Origin of the sequence: Parvibaculum sp. (assembly GCF_039973015.1) — a bacterium.
Taxonomy (GTDB): domain Bacteria; phylum Pseudomonadota; class Alphaproteobacteria; order Parvibaculales; family Parvibaculaceae; genus Parvibaculum.
Window position 1 is genome coordinate 73,578 of sequence record NZ_JBDWLT010000010.1, and the last position, 15,778, is coordinate 89,355.

General features: G+C 61.8%; 13 protein-coding genes and 1 tRNA gene. 2 read left to right on the forward strand and 12 right to left on the reverse strand.

Going from position 1 to position 15,778, the window contains the following annotated elements; translation table 11 throughout:
- Positions 1-226 precede the first annotated feature (226 nt).
- From ABJO61_RS11590 to ABJO61_RS11615, 6 genes are all read right to left on the reverse strand, one after another.
- Positions 227-1,582 carry a DUF1329 domain-containing protein gene (locus tag ABJO61_RS11590; protein ID WP_348323283.1) on the reverse strand — a complete coding sequence of 452 codons (1,356 nt, stop codon included), beginning with the start codon at positions 1,580-1,582 and terminating at the stop codon, positions 227-229.
- A gap of 441 nt (positions 1,583-2,023) precedes the next feature.
- On the reverse strand, positions 2,024-4,048 hold the full coding sequence (locus ABJO61_RS11595) for a DUF1302 domain-containing protein (protein ID WP_348323284.1): 2,025 nt from the start codon (positions 4,046-4,048) through the stop codon (positions 2,024-2,026).
- Between the two features lie 326 nt (positions 4,049-4,374).
- Positions 4,375-4,827, reverse strand: coding sequence for a copper chaperone PCu(A)C (locus ABJO61_RS11600; protein ID WP_348323285.1), 453 nt, complete (start codon positions 4,825-4,827; stop codon positions 4,375-4,377).
- A gap of 112 nt (positions 4,828-4,939) precedes the next feature.
- Positions 4,940-6,664: a DUF87 domain-containing protein gene (locus ABJO61_RS11605; protein ID WP_348323286.1), complete on the reverse strand. Its 1,725-nt coding sequence runs from the start codon at positions 6,662-6,664 to the stop codon at positions 4,940-4,942.
- Entirely contained in the window at positions 6,648-7,532 is an 885-nt protein-coding gene (locus ABJO61_RS11610; protein ID WP_348323287.1) for a HAMP domain-containing sensor histidine kinase, read from the reverse strand. Before ABJO61_RS11610 ends, ABJO61_RS11605 begins: the two co-directional genes overlap by 17 nt.
- Positions 7,533-7,687: 155 nt before the next feature.
- Positions 7,688-8,029 (reverse strand): P-II family nitrogen regulator, encoded by a 342-nt coding sequence (locus ABJO61_RS11615; protein WP_348323339.1) that lies wholly within the window; start codon positions 8,027-8,029, stop codon positions 7,688-7,690.
- 366 nt (positions 8,030-8,395) lie between these two features.
- Between ABJO61_RS11615 and ABJO61_RS11620 the strand changes: the two genes are divergently transcribed.
- On the forward strand, positions 8,396-8,572 hold the full coding sequence (locus tag ABJO61_RS11620; protein ID WP_348323288.1) for a DUF4278 domain-containing protein: 177 nt from the start codon (positions 8,396-8,398) through the stop codon (positions 8,570-8,572).
- A 210-nt stretch (positions 8,573-8,782) separates the two neighbouring features.
- Here ABJO61_RS11620 and ABJO61_RS11625 read toward each other — a convergent pair.
- From ABJO61_RS11625 to hemC, 6 genes are all read right to left on the reverse strand, one after another.
- Positions 8,783-8,858, reverse strand: a tRNA-Thr gene (locus ABJO61_RS11625).
- 101 nt (positions 8,859-8,959) lie between these two features.
- Positions 8,960-10,000: an alpha/beta hydrolase gene (locus ABJO61_RS11630; RefSeq protein ID WP_348323289.1), complete on the reverse strand. Its 1,041-nt coding sequence runs from the start codon at positions 9,998-10,000 to the stop codon at positions 8,960-8,962.
- Positions 9,994-11,523: a heme biosynthesis HemY N-terminal domain-containing protein gene (locus tag ABJO61_RS11635; RefSeq protein WP_348323290.1), complete on the reverse strand. Its 1,530-nt coding sequence runs from the start codon at positions 11,521-11,523 to the stop codon at positions 9,994-9,996. The genes ABJO61_RS11630 and ABJO61_RS11635 overlap by 7 nt, the downstream gene beginning before the upstream one ends.
- A gap of 5 nt (positions 11,524-11,528) precedes the next feature.
- Entirely contained in the window at positions 11,529-12,830 is a 1,302-nt protein-coding gene (locus ABJO61_RS11640; protein ID WP_348323291.1) for a mitofilin family membrane protein, read from the reverse strand.
- A gap of 80 nt (positions 12,831-12,910) precedes the next feature.
- Positions 12,911-13,624, reverse strand: a complete 714-nt coding sequence (locus ABJO61_RS11645) for a uroporphyrinogen-III synthase (RefSeq protein ID WP_348323340.1) — start codon at positions 13,622-13,624, stop codon at positions 12,911-12,913.
- Between the two features lie 3 nt (positions 13,625-13,627).
- A complete protein-coding gene (hemC, locus tag ABJO61_RS11650) occupies positions 13,628-14,554 on the reverse strand; it encodes a hydroxymethylbilane synthase (protein ID WP_348323292.1) in 927 nt (308 codons plus the stop codon).
- 132 nt (positions 14,555-14,686) lie between these two features.
- On the opposite strand from hemC, the gene tsaD reads away from it, so the two are divergent.
- The gene (gene tsaD, locus ABJO61_RS11655; protein ID WP_348323293.1) at positions 14,687-15,769 is read left to right on the forward strand and encodes a tRNA (adenosine(37)-N6)-threonylcarbamoyltransferase complex transferase subunit TsaD; all 1,083 of its coding nucleotides are present in this window, start codon (positions 14,687-14,689) and stop codon (positions 15,767-15,769) included.
- Positions 15,770-15,778: the final 9 nt, after the last annotated feature.

Genomic DNA, 15,778 nt, shown 5'->3' on the forward strand with positions numbered 1-15,778 from the left:
ATGCCGTGTAGCGGCGCGCCTCCTGTTTTCTTTGTTTCTTATAACGGTTTTCCGCTTTATAGCGCATTTTTCGTGATCCGTCTTGGACTCTCGCAAGATTTCAGAACAACCCGTGGACAGGGTTAAAGACGCTCTGCGCGCAGGATCGCCCTTAATCTGCTCCCCATAAACAGCAGAAGGCCGGACCCCGTTTCCGGGGCCCGGCCCTTGCCATTTCCAGTCCGCTTTAGCGGACGCCGAGCTGACGGATCGCGTTCGGCGTGTAGCGGTTCTTGTCCAGCTCGTCGGCGAAGTAGTTCACCGGCGGTTCTTCGTTCTGCAGCGCGAGCGCCAGATAACGGCCGGCCTGCAGATCGTAGACGATTTCGCCGGCGGAACCGCAGAGCGGCACGTTGTAGCGCTGGATCTGCTGGAGTTCCTGAACGCGCCAGAGCTGGCCACGGCCGTCATAAAGTTCGGCCGACGCAATCTGCCAGGCATCCTCGTCGTTGTGATAGACACGGCGCGAGTAGACATGGCGGGTGCTCGGACGCAGCTTCGCCTCGAATTCCCAGACGCGGCGCACTTCGTAACGCACCTTGTCCTGGTTGAGATGGAGCGGCTTCAGGAAGTCCGAATAAGGCGTGGATTCGGCTTCATAGGCATTCGCCGCAACCAGACGCTTGTTCTTGCCGAGCACGGTCCAGTCATAGCGATCCGGAGCGCCGTTATAGCCGTCGAAGCTGTCCGACGTGGACAGACCGTCCGAGTTCGTGCCGGGATTGTCATACGCGATGTTCGGCGCACGGCGCACGCGGCGGGTACCCGGGCTGTACTGCCAGGCCTGACGGGGCTGCTTTTCGGCGTTCAGGGCTTCGTACACCAGGATCACGTTACCCGCGGCACGGGCCGGGGCGATGGTGTTCGCGATGTAGTAGAGCGAGATGTTGTCGAGGTCCTCGGCACGTTCCGCGGAGGGGTCCGACCACTGGAGAATAGCCTCGTCCTGCACGATCTGGAGCGTGTAGTCGCCGCCGCGCGTAACCGGCGCCGCCGCGAACTGACGGACAACCTTGAAAGCGCGATAACGCAGCGTGTGGTTCCAGATCATTTCGAGCGCATTGTTCGGGATCGGGAACGGCGAACCGAAAATGGCTTCGCTGACGCCCGAGCCGCCGCCGACGAGTTCGCCGACCGCCGCATTGCGCTTGTTGGCCTGGTAGTACTTGTCCGGGAAGGCGCAGGTGCGGCGCGATTCATAGACGTTCATCTTGTAGGTTGGATAGGCCTTGAGCAGGGCCTTGTAACCCGGCGTCAGGATATCGTCGTACTGACCGGCGTTTTCACCCGTGATCGTGAACTTGACCGGATCGCTGGCGAAGGGGTCTGCGAGCTTGTCGCCCGGCTTGTAACTGACATTGCTGGGCACGGTCTGCAAGCCGCCGGTCCATGCAGGAATATCGCCGTCGCCGGCCTTTTCCGACCCCATCGGGGTGAGGTCCTGGCCCAGACGATTCACCTGGGCTTCCGGAACCTTGGCGAGCGCGCCGGTTGCGAACACGGCTGTCGCAAGGGCGGACACCAACAAGGTTGTCCTTTTCATATACGTTCCCTCCACTGGATTTCTTATGAGGCTTTCGGCGCCAGCTTTTGCCCTTTGGCTTTATGTACTGTTCACCGAGGCCGGTTTCCCCGCCTTACTCAAACGGGATGATAGCAAATTGGCCGAGGCTCGCAAATCGCACGCCGCGGATTCTGTGTCCTTCGCGCCTCTATTCGCCCCGATTTTCGGGCAGTTTAGCCCTTGTTTGCATTAAATCTTTTTAATGAACGGGAGTTTGCGGCCGTACCGGATTTCGATCTTGTCGTCCGTCTACGGACTATTGCGGCCGCCAGCGGCGATTCCTGACGCAGCGCAACATACAATGCCAACGCCGGCCGGTTCGCTTGCCCTCTCCATTCAAGGCGCCCGCGCATCGCGGAAATGAAAAAGCCCGGCGGTCGAAACCGCCGGGCTCATTTGCTTCACACATGTTCCGAAGGATCAGAACGCGTAGGAGACCGTCGCCGTGACGAAGTCCTTGTCGCTGGAAAAGTTCCTGTACTCGTTACCGAAACTGTTGGTGTACTGGATATTGGCACGCCAGGTGTTCTGGAGATTGGCATTGACGCCGATGCTGATGGTCTTCTTGCCGTCGACGAAACCGGGGCCGACCGGACCGGCCGACACGCCGTTCACATCATGCGCCCACTGAAGAACCGGCGTGAGCGTCCAGGCCGTTCCGAAAGCATTGTTGTAATCCGCGGTGGCCGCGAGACGGTAACCCCAGGAAGTGGATGTCGCGTAAGCCAGTTTGCAATCCGGAACCAGCGGGTCGGCCGCGGCCGCACCGCAAGTGGCATCGCCGAGGATCAACGCGGTGGCCAGATCGGGGTGCGTGCTCGCCGACCGCGGAGCGGCCAGCCTGTTGGTGCTGTCCGAGAGATCGGGAAGATACTGGAAGCCGACATTTGCGATCAGGATCATCAAGTCCGAACCGATCAGGGACGGAAGGGCCGCCGACGGGTTGAGCGTGCTGATTGTCGCAAGCTGACCCGTTATGACATCGAACTCGTCATAGCCCCGGATCGTGTCGCCCGGCGCATAGGCGAATCCGGCGTTCTGGCTTCCCTGGCTGAGACAGCCGGGCGGCGATCCCGCAAAGGAACAGGCACCGATGGCATCCAGTTCGGCGGAATTGATTTCCACGTCGCTGAGTGAAAACGGCATGTCGGGCGTAAACGCCATTTCGCCGGAAAAGGCCGACCCGCCGAAAAGCGGAATCGACGTATTGAAGCTGGCACCGAAGGTCTGGACGTCTTCGGGATACTGCATCAGGTAGTTCTTTGTTGCTGCCGTGGCGGCCACGCCAGCCGTGAGAGCCGTCAACCCGCCGAGAGCCGGAACCGGAAGTGTTGCGCAGCCGGGGAATGTCGCTGTCCCTGGACTGCTGCCCGGCAAACCCGCAATAGCACTGCAAAAGGACGCCAGGTCGGCAGACGGTGCGCCGAGAATGCTTGCCGTCGCGGCGCCGAAATCGCCCATCGAAAACGTGCCGACCGGCACGACCAGGCTCTGCTGCGTGAAATACAGACCGAGATCGGTGCCCGCTCCGAGGTTTTCGGCGTAATGCTTGATCGCCACGCCGAAGGTGCCCGTATCGTCGCCCTCCTCGGACGCACGACGGGGAATCAGGACGGGACCTGGAAATTCTCCGCCGAGCATGACGTATTGACCGCCCTCGCAAGCGGCGTCGGAGGTGCTGAAGAAGGTGCCGCAGGCGTCCAGTTCCGTTTTCTGCCACCCGAACTGCCAGAAAGCCTCGACCGTTACGCTGCCCGGCAGACCGATGGACGCGAACACGGAAGGCGTAGGCATCAGCGCCTCCTTCAGTTCCGAACCGGGCGTGCGGATGGCCGTCACGTCGATCGGCAGAAAGGAATTGATACCGCCCTGAATGAAGAGGCTTTCACCCCAGTTCACAACCTGCTTGCCGACGCGGACATTCAAGGGCATGCCCGAAACGTCGAAATTCCCGTACACGAAAGCATCGAGAATATCGAAGCTTCTCCCACCGAAATCCCGCGCCTGGTCGCCACGCGCCGCGTCAACGAGAGGACGGCTGCCAAAGCGGTTGTTCCTTGTACCAAGTTCTTCGTTTACCCAATAATCGTAGAACGCCTTGGTACGAACGAATGCCCCGAAATTTTGCCATCGAAGATCGAAGTCGGTCGTGATCTTGACGGTTGTGGTGTAGGGATCCCACTGGTCAGTATTGATGTTGCCGTCATCGTCGTTGATGCCCATGCCGGCCCCGTTTCCGGCGGAGCAGCCACCGTTCGGCTTCGAAACGTGGCTGCAATCCTGTTTAGAGGTCCGGAATCCGGCACCGACCGAAACCAGATTGTCGATCTGGAGATTGGCTTCCCCGAACTTGAATTCAACGGCTTGGGCCGTTCCGACGGTCAGCAGCATTGCCGCACCCGTCATGCCGCCCAAAAACACTCTTTGGGCAATTTTTCTTTTCATGGAGCGATCCTCCTCGATCCTCGATGGCTTCACTAACTTTGCAGCCTGATCGGGAGGTTGAATCGGAAATCACTCGACTGTTCCCCCCGGCCAGTCAGCATCCCTCACCGCCTAGCCCACATTTATTGCGGGGTTGAGTCAAGGCCATGCGCTACCGCTGCCTCACACGGATGCAACATTGCGCGGGCGGTATGGCATTTATGACACGACCGTAATGATCTCCGGCCGCCGTTTGGGAGGGGAAGTTAATTTATTGCGTCGCACACTGATTATATGCGCTGCACAAATACCGGCTTCGAATCAATCGAAACCGTCGCCATGGATATTCAGTGCACCGCCTGCCCCGCCGGGCGGACCGGTGCGGAGACCTCGACTTCGCCCGCGCCCTCGAAAACAAGCGTCAGCGGTACTGACATGCCTTCCGAAAGCGGCTCGGCAAGCCCGATCAGCATGATGTGCTTGCCGCCCGGCGCCAGCGCCACGCTTCCGCCTGCCGGAACCGGCAGAGCGTCGAGCCTGCGCATCTTCATCACCATGCCTTCCATGGTCATGTCGTGAATCTCGACCTTTCCGGCGACGGGCGAACGCGCTTCGAGAAGTACGTCATCCTTGTTCCCGGCGTTCGAAACCGTCAGATAGGCCGCACCTGTTTCGGTGACGCTCGCCCGGGCCCATGGATCGGCAATCGCAATCTCGCTGTTCCCGGCTTCGCCGCAGGACGCGAGAAGGGGCGCGACCAGCAGCAGGGTCGCAACGGAAAGCCGAAACGGACGGATCATGACAATGCCTCGCACAAAGGTCGGAAAGCAGACCGGGGCACCATAGCGCGGCGGGAACCGCATCGCATCAGCCTGAAAAGGCAATGCCGCGAGGCCTTCTGTCGCAGGAAGCCTAACTGTGGCTCCGCTCGCGCCCGGCATGGCGCCAGCGCGACACGATGGCCTCAAGCCCGGCCCGGTCGAGATTGGGCCTGCTCCAGGATTGCGAAAAGCCCGAATTGAGGTTCCTCGGCACACCTTTGTCGGCGATGTCGGCGAACTTGATCCGCATCGGCATGCCGACCCCCTGCCCGAGCACGATCGCCTCGCGATCGCCGAGCAGCGGCAGGAAGTCGAGAAGATCGAGCGCACCGTCATGCGTGTTGGCCCGCATGACCTGCTGATCGCGTTCCGTCGACAGCCGCATCGCGACGACCGTGCTGCACTGGGAGAGGATCGTCGTGTCGAGCTCCGATGGCCGCTGGGTGACGAGGGCGAGCGACAGGCCGTATTTGCGCCCCTCCTTCGCAATGCGCGAAAGCGCTTGCCGCGTCGGCGCAAAACCTTCCCCCCCAGTCGCGGGCGCATAGCGATGCGCCTCCTCGCAAACGAGAAGCATGGGCAGTCCGCCCTTGCTCCAGACAGCCAGGTCAAAGGCAAGCCGCGAAATCACAGAGATCACGACATCCAGAATTTCCGGCGGTACCGTTGAAAGATTGATGACAGTGATCGGGCGTCCGTCATTCGGCACACGGAACAGGCGGCCAAGAATGTCGGCCATCGTATCCTGCACCTGCAGACTGCCAAACATGAAGCTGTAGCGCTGATCGCTCGCAAGCGTTTCGATACGGTTCTTCAACCGGCGAAAGGGAAGCGTCTTCTGTGTGCGGTCGAGCTTGCCAAGCTGCTCGTCAATATAGGACAGGACATCCGACAGACGGAACGGCGTCGGCGCATCGACGGTCATGCCGCCGGTCTCTCCCGGACGGCGCGCAATCTGGCGGTTGGCCGAGGCGTCGGAATAGCGCCGCTTTGCCGCGATGACCGCGTCGTTGAGAATTTCGACCTCGGCTTCGTGGTAGGCATCCCCGCTCGTCAGCGCCGCCGAGAGTTCCTGGAAATTGAGAAGCCAGAAAGGCAGATGCAGATTGCTCGGGTCGATGAGTTCCGCGCGGTCGCCAAACGCGGTTGGGTATTCGTTATGCACATCCAGCATCACGATATGCGCGTGATTATGTCCATCCAGAACACGCTGGAGAATGGCGGTAAGGGCGCAGGATTTTCCGCAACCTGTCGTGCCGACAACGATAAAGTGCTTTGCAAGCAGATCGTCGATGATAAAGCGCGCCGGCACCGCCGCATCCTGAAAAAGCGTGCCCACTTCTATCGTCGCGACATTCGGCTGCGTATAGACACGCGTCAGGTCGTAGCGATCCGCAAGCAAGACAGGATCGCTGATGGTCGGAAGATGCGAAACGCCGCGCCGAAACGAAAGCCGCCCGTCCACCGGATCGTCCACCACTTCACCGGCGAGGTTGAGTTCGATAAGCCTGATATCTTCGGTCGTCCCGCCATTTGTAGGCGCAGGCGCGCTGACAGCGGATACAAGACCGATGACGGTGGCAAGCGGCGTCGGCACTTTCACCAGCTGTCCGATCTCGACGCGAGGCTCTGCGTTCTGCGCACCATGCTCATGCTCCAGCACGGCAATCGCCTGCGAGCCCGACACGGAGACGATATGGGCAATACGCTTTGGCGGTGCCGCTGGCGCTCCGCGCCGCTCGACAAGAGGCGGCGCCTCCGGCGAGACGTCCTGCGTGCCTTCGCCCGCACTCTGGAATTTAGACATGCTGGTCATGAAACTTGTCCTGGTCGTGCATGTGTTGACCGTCCGGGCGACCGGGCGGCAAAGTGAAAAACACGGTCGTTCCCTTGCCCGGCTCGCTGTGAATCCGGAACTCACCGCCGTGAAGCTTGGTAAGCGCCGCAGCAATCGGAAGGCCGAGTCCCGTGCCCTCATGACCTCGCGCATAGCTCGACTGCACTTGCCCGAAAGGCGTCATCGCATAATCGATTTGTTCCCGCGTCATGCCGACGCCGGTATCGGCAACGGCAATCGTCGCCCCGCCATCCGGCGTCCGCGTCGCAACCAGGACCACGCGCCCCCCTTCGGCCGTGAACTTGTGCGCGTTGGAAAGAAGGTTGATGAGAACTTGTTTGATACGGCGCACATCGATTGGCACCTGCGGGAGGATCGCATCTGCCTTGACCTCGAACACCTGCTTCTTGTCGCGAACCCGGGGCTCGACGAGCACCACGCAAGCATCGATAAGCTCGCGAAGGTCACAAGGCTCCTTCGTAAGCGCAAATGTGCCGCTCTCGATCTTGGAGATATCGAGAATATCGGAAATGATGTTGAGAAGATGCCTGCCCGCGCCCGCGATATGAGACGCATACTCGACTGTCTTGTCGGAGGGTTGCCCGCTCGCCCCGATGTGCTGGATGAATTCCGAAAAGCCGATAATGGCGTTGAGCGGCGTTCTCAGCTCATGGCTCATATTCGCGAGAAACTCGGACTTCGTACGGCTTGCCATGTCGGATTCAGCCTTGGCAGAACGCAAGGCAGCCTCCGACTTCTGACGCGAGAGCAACTCGCCCAGATTGGTCGAATAATCCGCCAGAAGCGATTTCCGGCGTCCGCGCGAAGAGCTTCGCTGATGAAACATTGAAGGGCTTGTTCTCGCCTGCCTGTCGATCAGACGAGAATAGGGCCCGTATTGTTTCGGGGGGGTAAACGCCGTGTTAGTGAAACTTGCGATTTTCCTGCGGCATTGCGCCGGAAGAGAAGCCTCTCTGTCCCATTTTGACCGGCAAGGGCAGGCTAGCCGAGCGCCGTTTCATTCGTTTCGCCGGTACGAATGCGGACCACCTGCTCCAGAGGCTGCACAAAAATCTTGCCGTCGCCGGTCTTGCCCGTGCTGGCAGCCCGCTCGATCTCACGCACGGCCTTTTCGACGAGCTCGGCACTGACCGCCACATCGATCCGAACCTTGGGAACTTCCATCACCTGATATTCCGCACCGCGATAGATTTCCGCGTGACCGCGCTGCCGGCCGAAGCCCTGCACTTGCGAAACGGTGATGCCCTCAATGCCGATCGCGACCAGTGCGTCGCGCAACTCCTCGTATTTATGGGGCCGGATGATGGCGGTGATCATGCGCATGGGGAAACTCTTCTCATATTCGAGACCGTGAAGGACAAGACGCCGGATCGCTTCCGAGCGGGAGGGAAGATCCGCCTGCTCCCGGCGCCAGCGATCCACCACATTGTTGAATTCGACGGAAGCAACAAGCTGAATTCTTTGATCAAGTTTTTCCATATTCAGCCTCGCATTGAACAAGAACAGGCTGGCGTTCCGATACCGTAAGGCGGAAAAACGCCGAAAACACAGGGAATTAGGTCATTCCTAGCAGCGCCTCGAGCTTCTGTCCAAAGAATGTGTAATTACTCTATTTGAGAGTATTGACAAACTTACACATCTTACTCATATTGAGTGACATCAGAGGAAGCAAACCGCAGGAGGCATCCCATGACCGATCTGACTTACAGGGGCGTTGCTCATCACGGCGATCACAATACGGCTCCTTCCAAGGACTCCGTCCTGAATTACCGCGGCGCGCGCTACCATTCGACCGAAGCCCACAAGGGCAAGCCGCAGGCGAACCGGACAGGCCTGCGCTACCGCGGCGCACCGCAACACGGCTGAGGAGACTGCCCGCAAGCACTCGTCTGAGGGTTGCCTTCCCCGGCGCGTACAAGATGGCGAGCAGCCTCCGATAGACGAAAGGCCGTTTCCTTCCCGCGAGGGAACGGCCTTTCTGTTTTCCGAACGCCGCGGCGGCGCAAGTCGTGATCTGGAACCGGGCGAAGACAGCCGCGAAACCGGAAGATTGGCCAGAAGGAAATCAGGGAAAAGTGGTGCCGCTTGGGTGACTCGAACACCCGACCCCCTCATTACGAATGAGGTGCTCTACCAACTGAGCTAAAGCGGCGGCGGGACGGGCAGAAAAACCGCCTGTCCGCGAGGGCCCTCAGATACCCCGCCATCGCGTCTTTGGCAACAGGGAGAAAGGGCCCCGAGGATGATTTGGGCTTATTCGGCAGCTTCGGGTTGCGGTTCCGCATCGCCCGCAGGGGCGACCTCACCCGATCCGGCATCGGCCTGAACTTTCGCCCGAACTTTCGCAAGGAAGCTACGCACGGCCGCAGCGCTCGCCCCGGGCACCTCCTCCATCGGCACATGCCCGACATTCTCGAAGATGACGAGTTCGGCCTGCGGAATCCGCTTCTGAAACTCATGAGCCGCGGAGACGGGAATGAGCCCGTCCTTGTCACCCCAGAGAACGAGAGTGGGCGCCTCGATTTCGCTGAGCCGATCCGCAAAGGCTTCCTCATTGCGGGAAGCGTAGCTTGCAAACCGCATCCGCGTTGCATCGCGATTGCCCTCATGCAGCGTGAGATCAAAATAACGCGCGACCATCTCGTCCGTCACCTTCGACTGGTCGACAAAAACCTTGCGCACACCCTCCTCGACAAGCGACCGCGGCAACACGTATCGCATGACATTGCTGACGACCGGCATACTCGCGACCCGGAAGGCGAGCGGCACATCGTCATCGTCGCGCTTGACCGGAATGCCGGCTGCATCGACCAGAATGAGCGCAGAGACGCTTTCAGGATGCTCAAGCGTGTAAAGCGCGGCAATGCCACCCCCCATTGAATTACCCGCGATCGCGAAGCGCCCGACATGAAGCGTTTCCAGCACCTCGTGAACGAAGGCCGTCATACCCTCGCGCGTGTAATCATCGCCCGGAACACGGCCCGTAAGCCCATGCCCCGGCAAATCCATACTGATGATGCGATAGGTGCCGCCCAGCTCTTCGACCCAAGGCTCCCATGTGTGAAGAGAGGCATTGGAACCGTGCACGAGGACCAGCGCCGGCCCCTCCGGATTTCCTTCGTCGCGCACATGGACACCCGCCCCGCTTGGAAGCGTGACGAATTGCGAAGCCCCGGTCGCATATTTCCCGATGAGTTGCTCTCGTGGCACATCGAGCTGCACGAACGAGATCATGATCACGGCAAACGCCAGCAGAATAAGCGTCACCGTGCCGGCCAGAAGCCGTTTCACCATTTATTCTCCCCCTCCCGCTTGTCCCCGGTTTCATCCGGACCGGGATCGTCGGGCAGGGGCGGTTGAAAGGCAAGAGCTTCGCCGGTCGCTCCCGTCTCGCGCACCGCAGGCGCAACAGTGACCTCAAGCGGCCCTTCGGAACCGGAAGCTTTCTCGTCAGGCCCATCGAGAGGAACAGGCGCCTCATTCTGCGCAAGTGCCATGACCGGCGCTGTCCATTCAAGCGCATCGAACTCGCCGGTCACCGGATTGATGGGGGACCAGCGCGCAGAGCGGTAGCCGGTCCCCGTCCATTGAGGGTCTTCCGACGCATGCAGCGCGCGCGTGAGCCAGCTCCTTGCCGCGCCCCGGTCGCCATATTCGCCTTCCTCGATCTCGGACATGAGTTCGCAGACCCGCTGCCCTGGCTGCTCTTGCGCCATCGGACCGGCGTAAGGGGCAAGCGCCTCGCGCGCCGCTTTCCAGTCGCGCGCACCGATAGCGCCACGAGCGACGAGAATACGGCTTTCGAGGTGATCGGGGTTGCGGACGGCAAGCGCGTTCGCGCGTTCCGCCCGGGCATAGCCGCTTTCGTCCTCAACCAGATCGAGCCACGCATCGGCAAGGTCTGGATGCGGCACCACGCTCCATGCATCCTCGATGAGCTTCATGCCCTTGCGGACGTGACCCGTCTCCGCGCAAAGCTTGGCGGCAAGCGCGATGGCGGGCACGAAGCGCGGCTCGAGCGATGCGGCTTCAAGCGCAAGCTTTGCCGCTTTCTCGAAGGCGGGCTTGCGCGCATCGCCCACCTGACCGCGAGCGGCTTCCGCGGCTGTCATCGCACGGGCGGTAAGCAGCACAGCGCGGCGGCGGCGCGCATCGTCGCGCGGAATGAGCTTTGCCCCAACCACACGGTCAAGCGTCTTCAGCGCACCATCCCAGTCTTCTTCCGCTGCCTCGATTTCGAAGACGGCCTGTGCTGCCCAGGAAGTCTGCGGGCGCAAATCGAAAGCCCGGCGCGCATAGGCCAGTGCGCCATCGCGATCACCCGCGCGCCGCGCCTGAATGAAAAGACCGCGAAGGCCGAGAAATTCCGTCTCGGGGGCCGCCAGCATCTTTTCGAAATATCTCGTCGCTCCCGCCTCGTCACCTTCGAGCTGCGCTGCCTGAGCGGCGAGAAGAAGCGTCAGTGGCGGCGCATCCAGAAGCTTGTGCGCCTGTGCCGCATAACGCTTGGCATCGGAGGCATCGCCCGCGGCAACCGCAACCATCCCGCGCGAAAGAGCGAGGAAGCCCTTCTGCTGACGGCGCTTTTCGAGAAAGTTCGAAACGCTTGCGGGCGTCTCGATGAAGCTCACCACGATGCGGTAGACGAGGAGGACCAGGAAGGCCGCAAGCGCCATCGCACCAACGCCGACAACGAAACTCGTGCGGATTTCATACCCGCGCCAATGCATGACAAGCTCGCCCGGATTGTCGGCAAGCCAGATCGCGATGCCGCTGAGGACCGCAATGATGAGGAATGTGTACAGGGCGCGCAGCATCAGCGTCAGCCCTTCGCCTTGGCGAGTTGCGCCGCAACGCTTGCGCTGAGCTCCCTCACAAGCCGGTCCGTCTCAAGGCGCGCGCGCGCATCGGCGAGCCATGAGGCCGCCGCTTCAGCGGCCGGGCCTTCGAGCGTTTCGGCTTCCTTCACCGCCCCCCCAAGGTCATGCACCTTTAGCCGCTCTTCCATTCGCGCAACTTTCGCTTCGGTCGTATCTCCTGAAATTTCCCCCGTCTTGCGGATCGTGACGAGCGACTTCGCATTGGCGAGGAAGCGCGACCACCATCCATCCGCATCCGCGCGGCGTTCCGCATCGAAGATATTTTCGGCAAGCGCCGGGAAGCGCGCCTCGAGCGCGGCGCGCGTCGGCACCCCTCCGGATGCAGCCTCTGCGAGATCGGCAAGCGCCGTCTCCCCGGGCAGGAAAGTCCGCACCGTGTCGAGTTCCGTCTCGAACGAACCGGCGCTTTCGGCGGCGCGCGCAAGGTTCGCGAGTGCAAGGCCGAGGGCCGCGCGCGCGGCAGCGTCGGGATCGTCCTCCTCTTCTTCAAGCGCGGCGACGCGCTCTTCCATCTTCTGCACGTTCGGCGCGAGCGAGGCGAGACGAAGATCGAGAGCCTTTACCAGCGTTTCGATGCTGCCGACCTGACCCGCGATGCCGGGTGGCGGCAAGCCCTCCGAAATCCCGCCGACCTGCTGCTCAAGTTCACGCAGGGAGCCACGCGTATCGTTGAGCGCGGAGGTCATTTTCTGTGTGTCTGCGGCGAGAGTTTCGAGCCGTTCACGAAGGGCGGCGGCGCTGTCGGGTGTTTCCGACGCAGCCGCGAGATCTTTTTCGAGTTGATCGATGCGGTTGCCAAGCGAGGTGAATGTCGCACCGGTTTGCGTGGCGCTTTCACCGGCACCGGCCTCAAGGGCGTCAATGCGCTGTTCGAAACCGGCAAATGCGTCCCCATCGCCCGCGCGCTGCGGCAGACCCACGAACCAGACAGCCGCGAGCGCGACCGCCGCACCGCCAAGGCCCGCGACCCCTGCCGCAAGAACAATCGGCAAAGGCGAACGCTGCGAGCCCGAGGCCTCTGCTTTGTCGCTCGCAGACTTATCGTCAGACGCTGCCGCGGGCTTGTCCTCGACGGGCTCGGCTTTTCCTTCGAGAGTGCGCGGCTCCTTCTGGCGCTTCGTCGACCCGCGCGGCTTGCCGTCCTCGGGCTTCAGATATTCCGCCGTTGTTTCCTTCGCACTCTCGTCTGGGCCCATGCCGGCGCCCGTCTTGTCGTCTTTGCCGCTGCCGTTTGGATCACTCATCTGAAGCCTTCTGGGGAAATCCCTGTCGCCGCCACTATAGAGGCTCAAAGCGCATGGGTCAGGGCGAAGTTCCGGGAAAATCAGGCTGGCAGCAGAGCTACCAGCGCATCCTGGTCCGGTTCATGCGCAATTTTCACCGTAAGTCCGGGCAAATCGCGAAGGGCCTCAGCGACGTTGGGCGATAGGCAATAAGCCACAAGACCCTCTGTCCTGGTCGCAAGCCCGGCCTCAAGGACGAGCGAAGCGAAAGCGCGGGCCGTACGCGGTGAATAAAGCAGGACACCATCAAGCGAACCATCCTCGATTTCTTGACGCGCCGCTTCGGGAAGCACGCGCGCGGGCACCGCTTCGTAGAGCACCGCTCGCTTCACCTCGAAGCCTTGCGCGCCGAGCGAGCCCGCAAGATCACCGGCGACCGTACTGCCCGCCACATGGAGAAGAGGCCCCCCCTCGGGCTTGAGCGCGCCGGAAACGTGATCCGCAAGCGAGGTCACATCGCCACCGGCGGCCTCGACAGTCACAAAGCCCGCCGCGCGCGCGGCATCGGCACTGGCAGGGCCGACGGCAAAGACAGGAAGCGGCAGAAGGCGTAAGGCTTCCTTGCGGCGCACCAGGGCGCGGACTCCGTTTGCGCTGGTGAAGAGAAGCGCCCGCCACCTGCCCTCTGGAAGGAAAGCATCATCGAGAAAACGGATCGTGAGAAGAGGCGCCATCACCACCTCATGGCCAAGCGCAACAAGCGCATCGGCAAGCGGGGCGCTGTCTTCCTCGGGCCGCGTGACGAGGAGCCGCATCACTCAGACCGCGTCGAAGAAATTCGGTCCGGCGCGACCCTTGAGTTCCTGACCCGCATCCTCGCCCAGCGCTATGGCGTCGGCGGCAAGCCCTTCGCGCTCCGTTTCGTGGATTTCCTGACCATCCGGCGTGAGGATCATGGTGCGAAGCCGCAAGCGTTTACCCGCGATTTCCGCCAGCGCCGCAATGGGCGTGCGGCAGGAACCATCTAGAACGGCGAGAAAGGCCCGCTCGGCCGCAACACGCAGACCCGTTTCCACATGATGCAGCTTCTGGAGGAGATGCGCCGCCTCGTCGTCGCCAACGCGGCGCTCGATCCCGATAGCCCCCTGCGCCACGGCGGGCAGCATATCGTCCGGCGAGAGCGATGCGGTGATCTTGTCCGCAAGACCCATGCGTGTGAGACCGGCAACCGCAAGGAAGGTTGCATCCGCAACGCCTTCACCAAGCTTCCGCAACCGCGTATCGACATTGCCGCGAAAGGGCACAACGTCGAGATCAGGCCGCCTCGCCTTTACCTGGGCCGCGCGGCGGAGCGAAGAAGTGCCGACTCGAGAGCCAGCGGGCAGATCGGCGAGCGATCCCGCCTTCAGCGAAATGAAGGCATCGCGCGGATCGGCCCGTTCCAGCAGGCAATCGATCACGAGCCCGTCCGGCAGCAGCGTCGGCATATCCTTCATCGAATGGACGGCGACGTCGATCCGCGCATCCGCGAGCTGCTCCTCGATTTCCTGCGTGAAGAGCCCCTTGCCGCCAATTTCCGACAGCGCCCGATCCTGCACCCGGTCACCTTCGGTCGAGATGACGACGATCTCCGTCACCTCCTCGACAGGAGCGTCGCTTGCAAGCGCGATCCGTCGCGCGACTTCGTTCGCCTGAACGAGGGCGAGCTTTGAACCTCTTGTGCCGATACGGTAGCGGCGTTGCATGCAGGGTCTCTAAAGTTGTATGCCAACGGAAATTCCCGGGCGGGACCGGCCCGCCGGGGCTTCTTATAGCCTTTTCGGCCCCGTGATGAGAGGGGCCCCGGGTACTTTTCAGGCTCTTTTTCAGGCAAGCCCGTGACAGAACCGCTCACCATCCTTGGCATCGAGACGAGCTGCGACGAGACTGCGGCTGCGATCGTCCGCAGGCATGGAGCCAATGTGCCGGGTGAAATCCTCTCCAATGTCGTCTTTTCGCAGATCGAGGAGCATGCGCCTTTCGGCGGTGTGGTGCCTGAAATTGCAGCCCGCGCCCATGTCGAGCATCTGGACGGACTTATCCAACGCGCCTTGAAGCAGGCGAAACTCGACTGGGACGATCTCGACGGCATTGCCGCTACAGCAGGGCCGGGCCTGATCGGCGGCGTGATCGTAGGGCTCATGACCGCGAAAGGGATTGCGGCGTCGCGCGGACTGCCCTTCGTCGCGCTCAACCACCTCGAAGGCCACGCCCTGACCGCGCGGATGACCGACGCGCTTCCTTTCCCCTATCTCCTCTTGCTCGTTTCGGGCGGCCACAGCCAGCTCCTTGTGGTGGAGGCTGTCGGCCGCTATCGCCGCCTTGGCACGACGATCGACGATGCCGTGGGCGAAGCCTTCGACAAGGTGGCAAAGCTCCTGGGGCTCGGCTATCCGGGCGGCCCCGCCGTCGAGCGCGCGGCAAAAGAAGGAAACCCCTCGCGTTTCCCCCTCCCCCGTCCCATGAGCGGTCGTCCCGGCTGTGATTTTTCATTCTCCGGTCTCAAGACAGCCGTCCGGCAAACCGCGGAAAACCTTGGCAAGCTGACGGATCAGGACAAGTCCGATATCGCCGCCTCATTCCAGCACGCGGTCGCGGATGTTCTTTCCGAGCGCGTGGAAAACGCCATGGCACTTGCCGACGAGGTGATCCCCCCCGGCCATCGCCGCCTGGTCGTAGCGGGCGGGGTCGCGGCGAACATGGCGCTACGCCAGCGTTTAATGGTGTCTGCCCACGCCTGCGGTTACGAATTTGTTGTGCCGCCGCTGAAACTCTGCACGGATAACGGCGCGATGATCGCGTGGGCGGGGGCGGAGAGGCTTTCGCTCGGACTGACGGACCCAATCGACACCGGTCCGCGCGCGCGCTGGCCGCTCGATCCCGAGGCCGCGCCCGCACGGGGAGCCGGCGTGAAAGCCTGAGAGGACTTC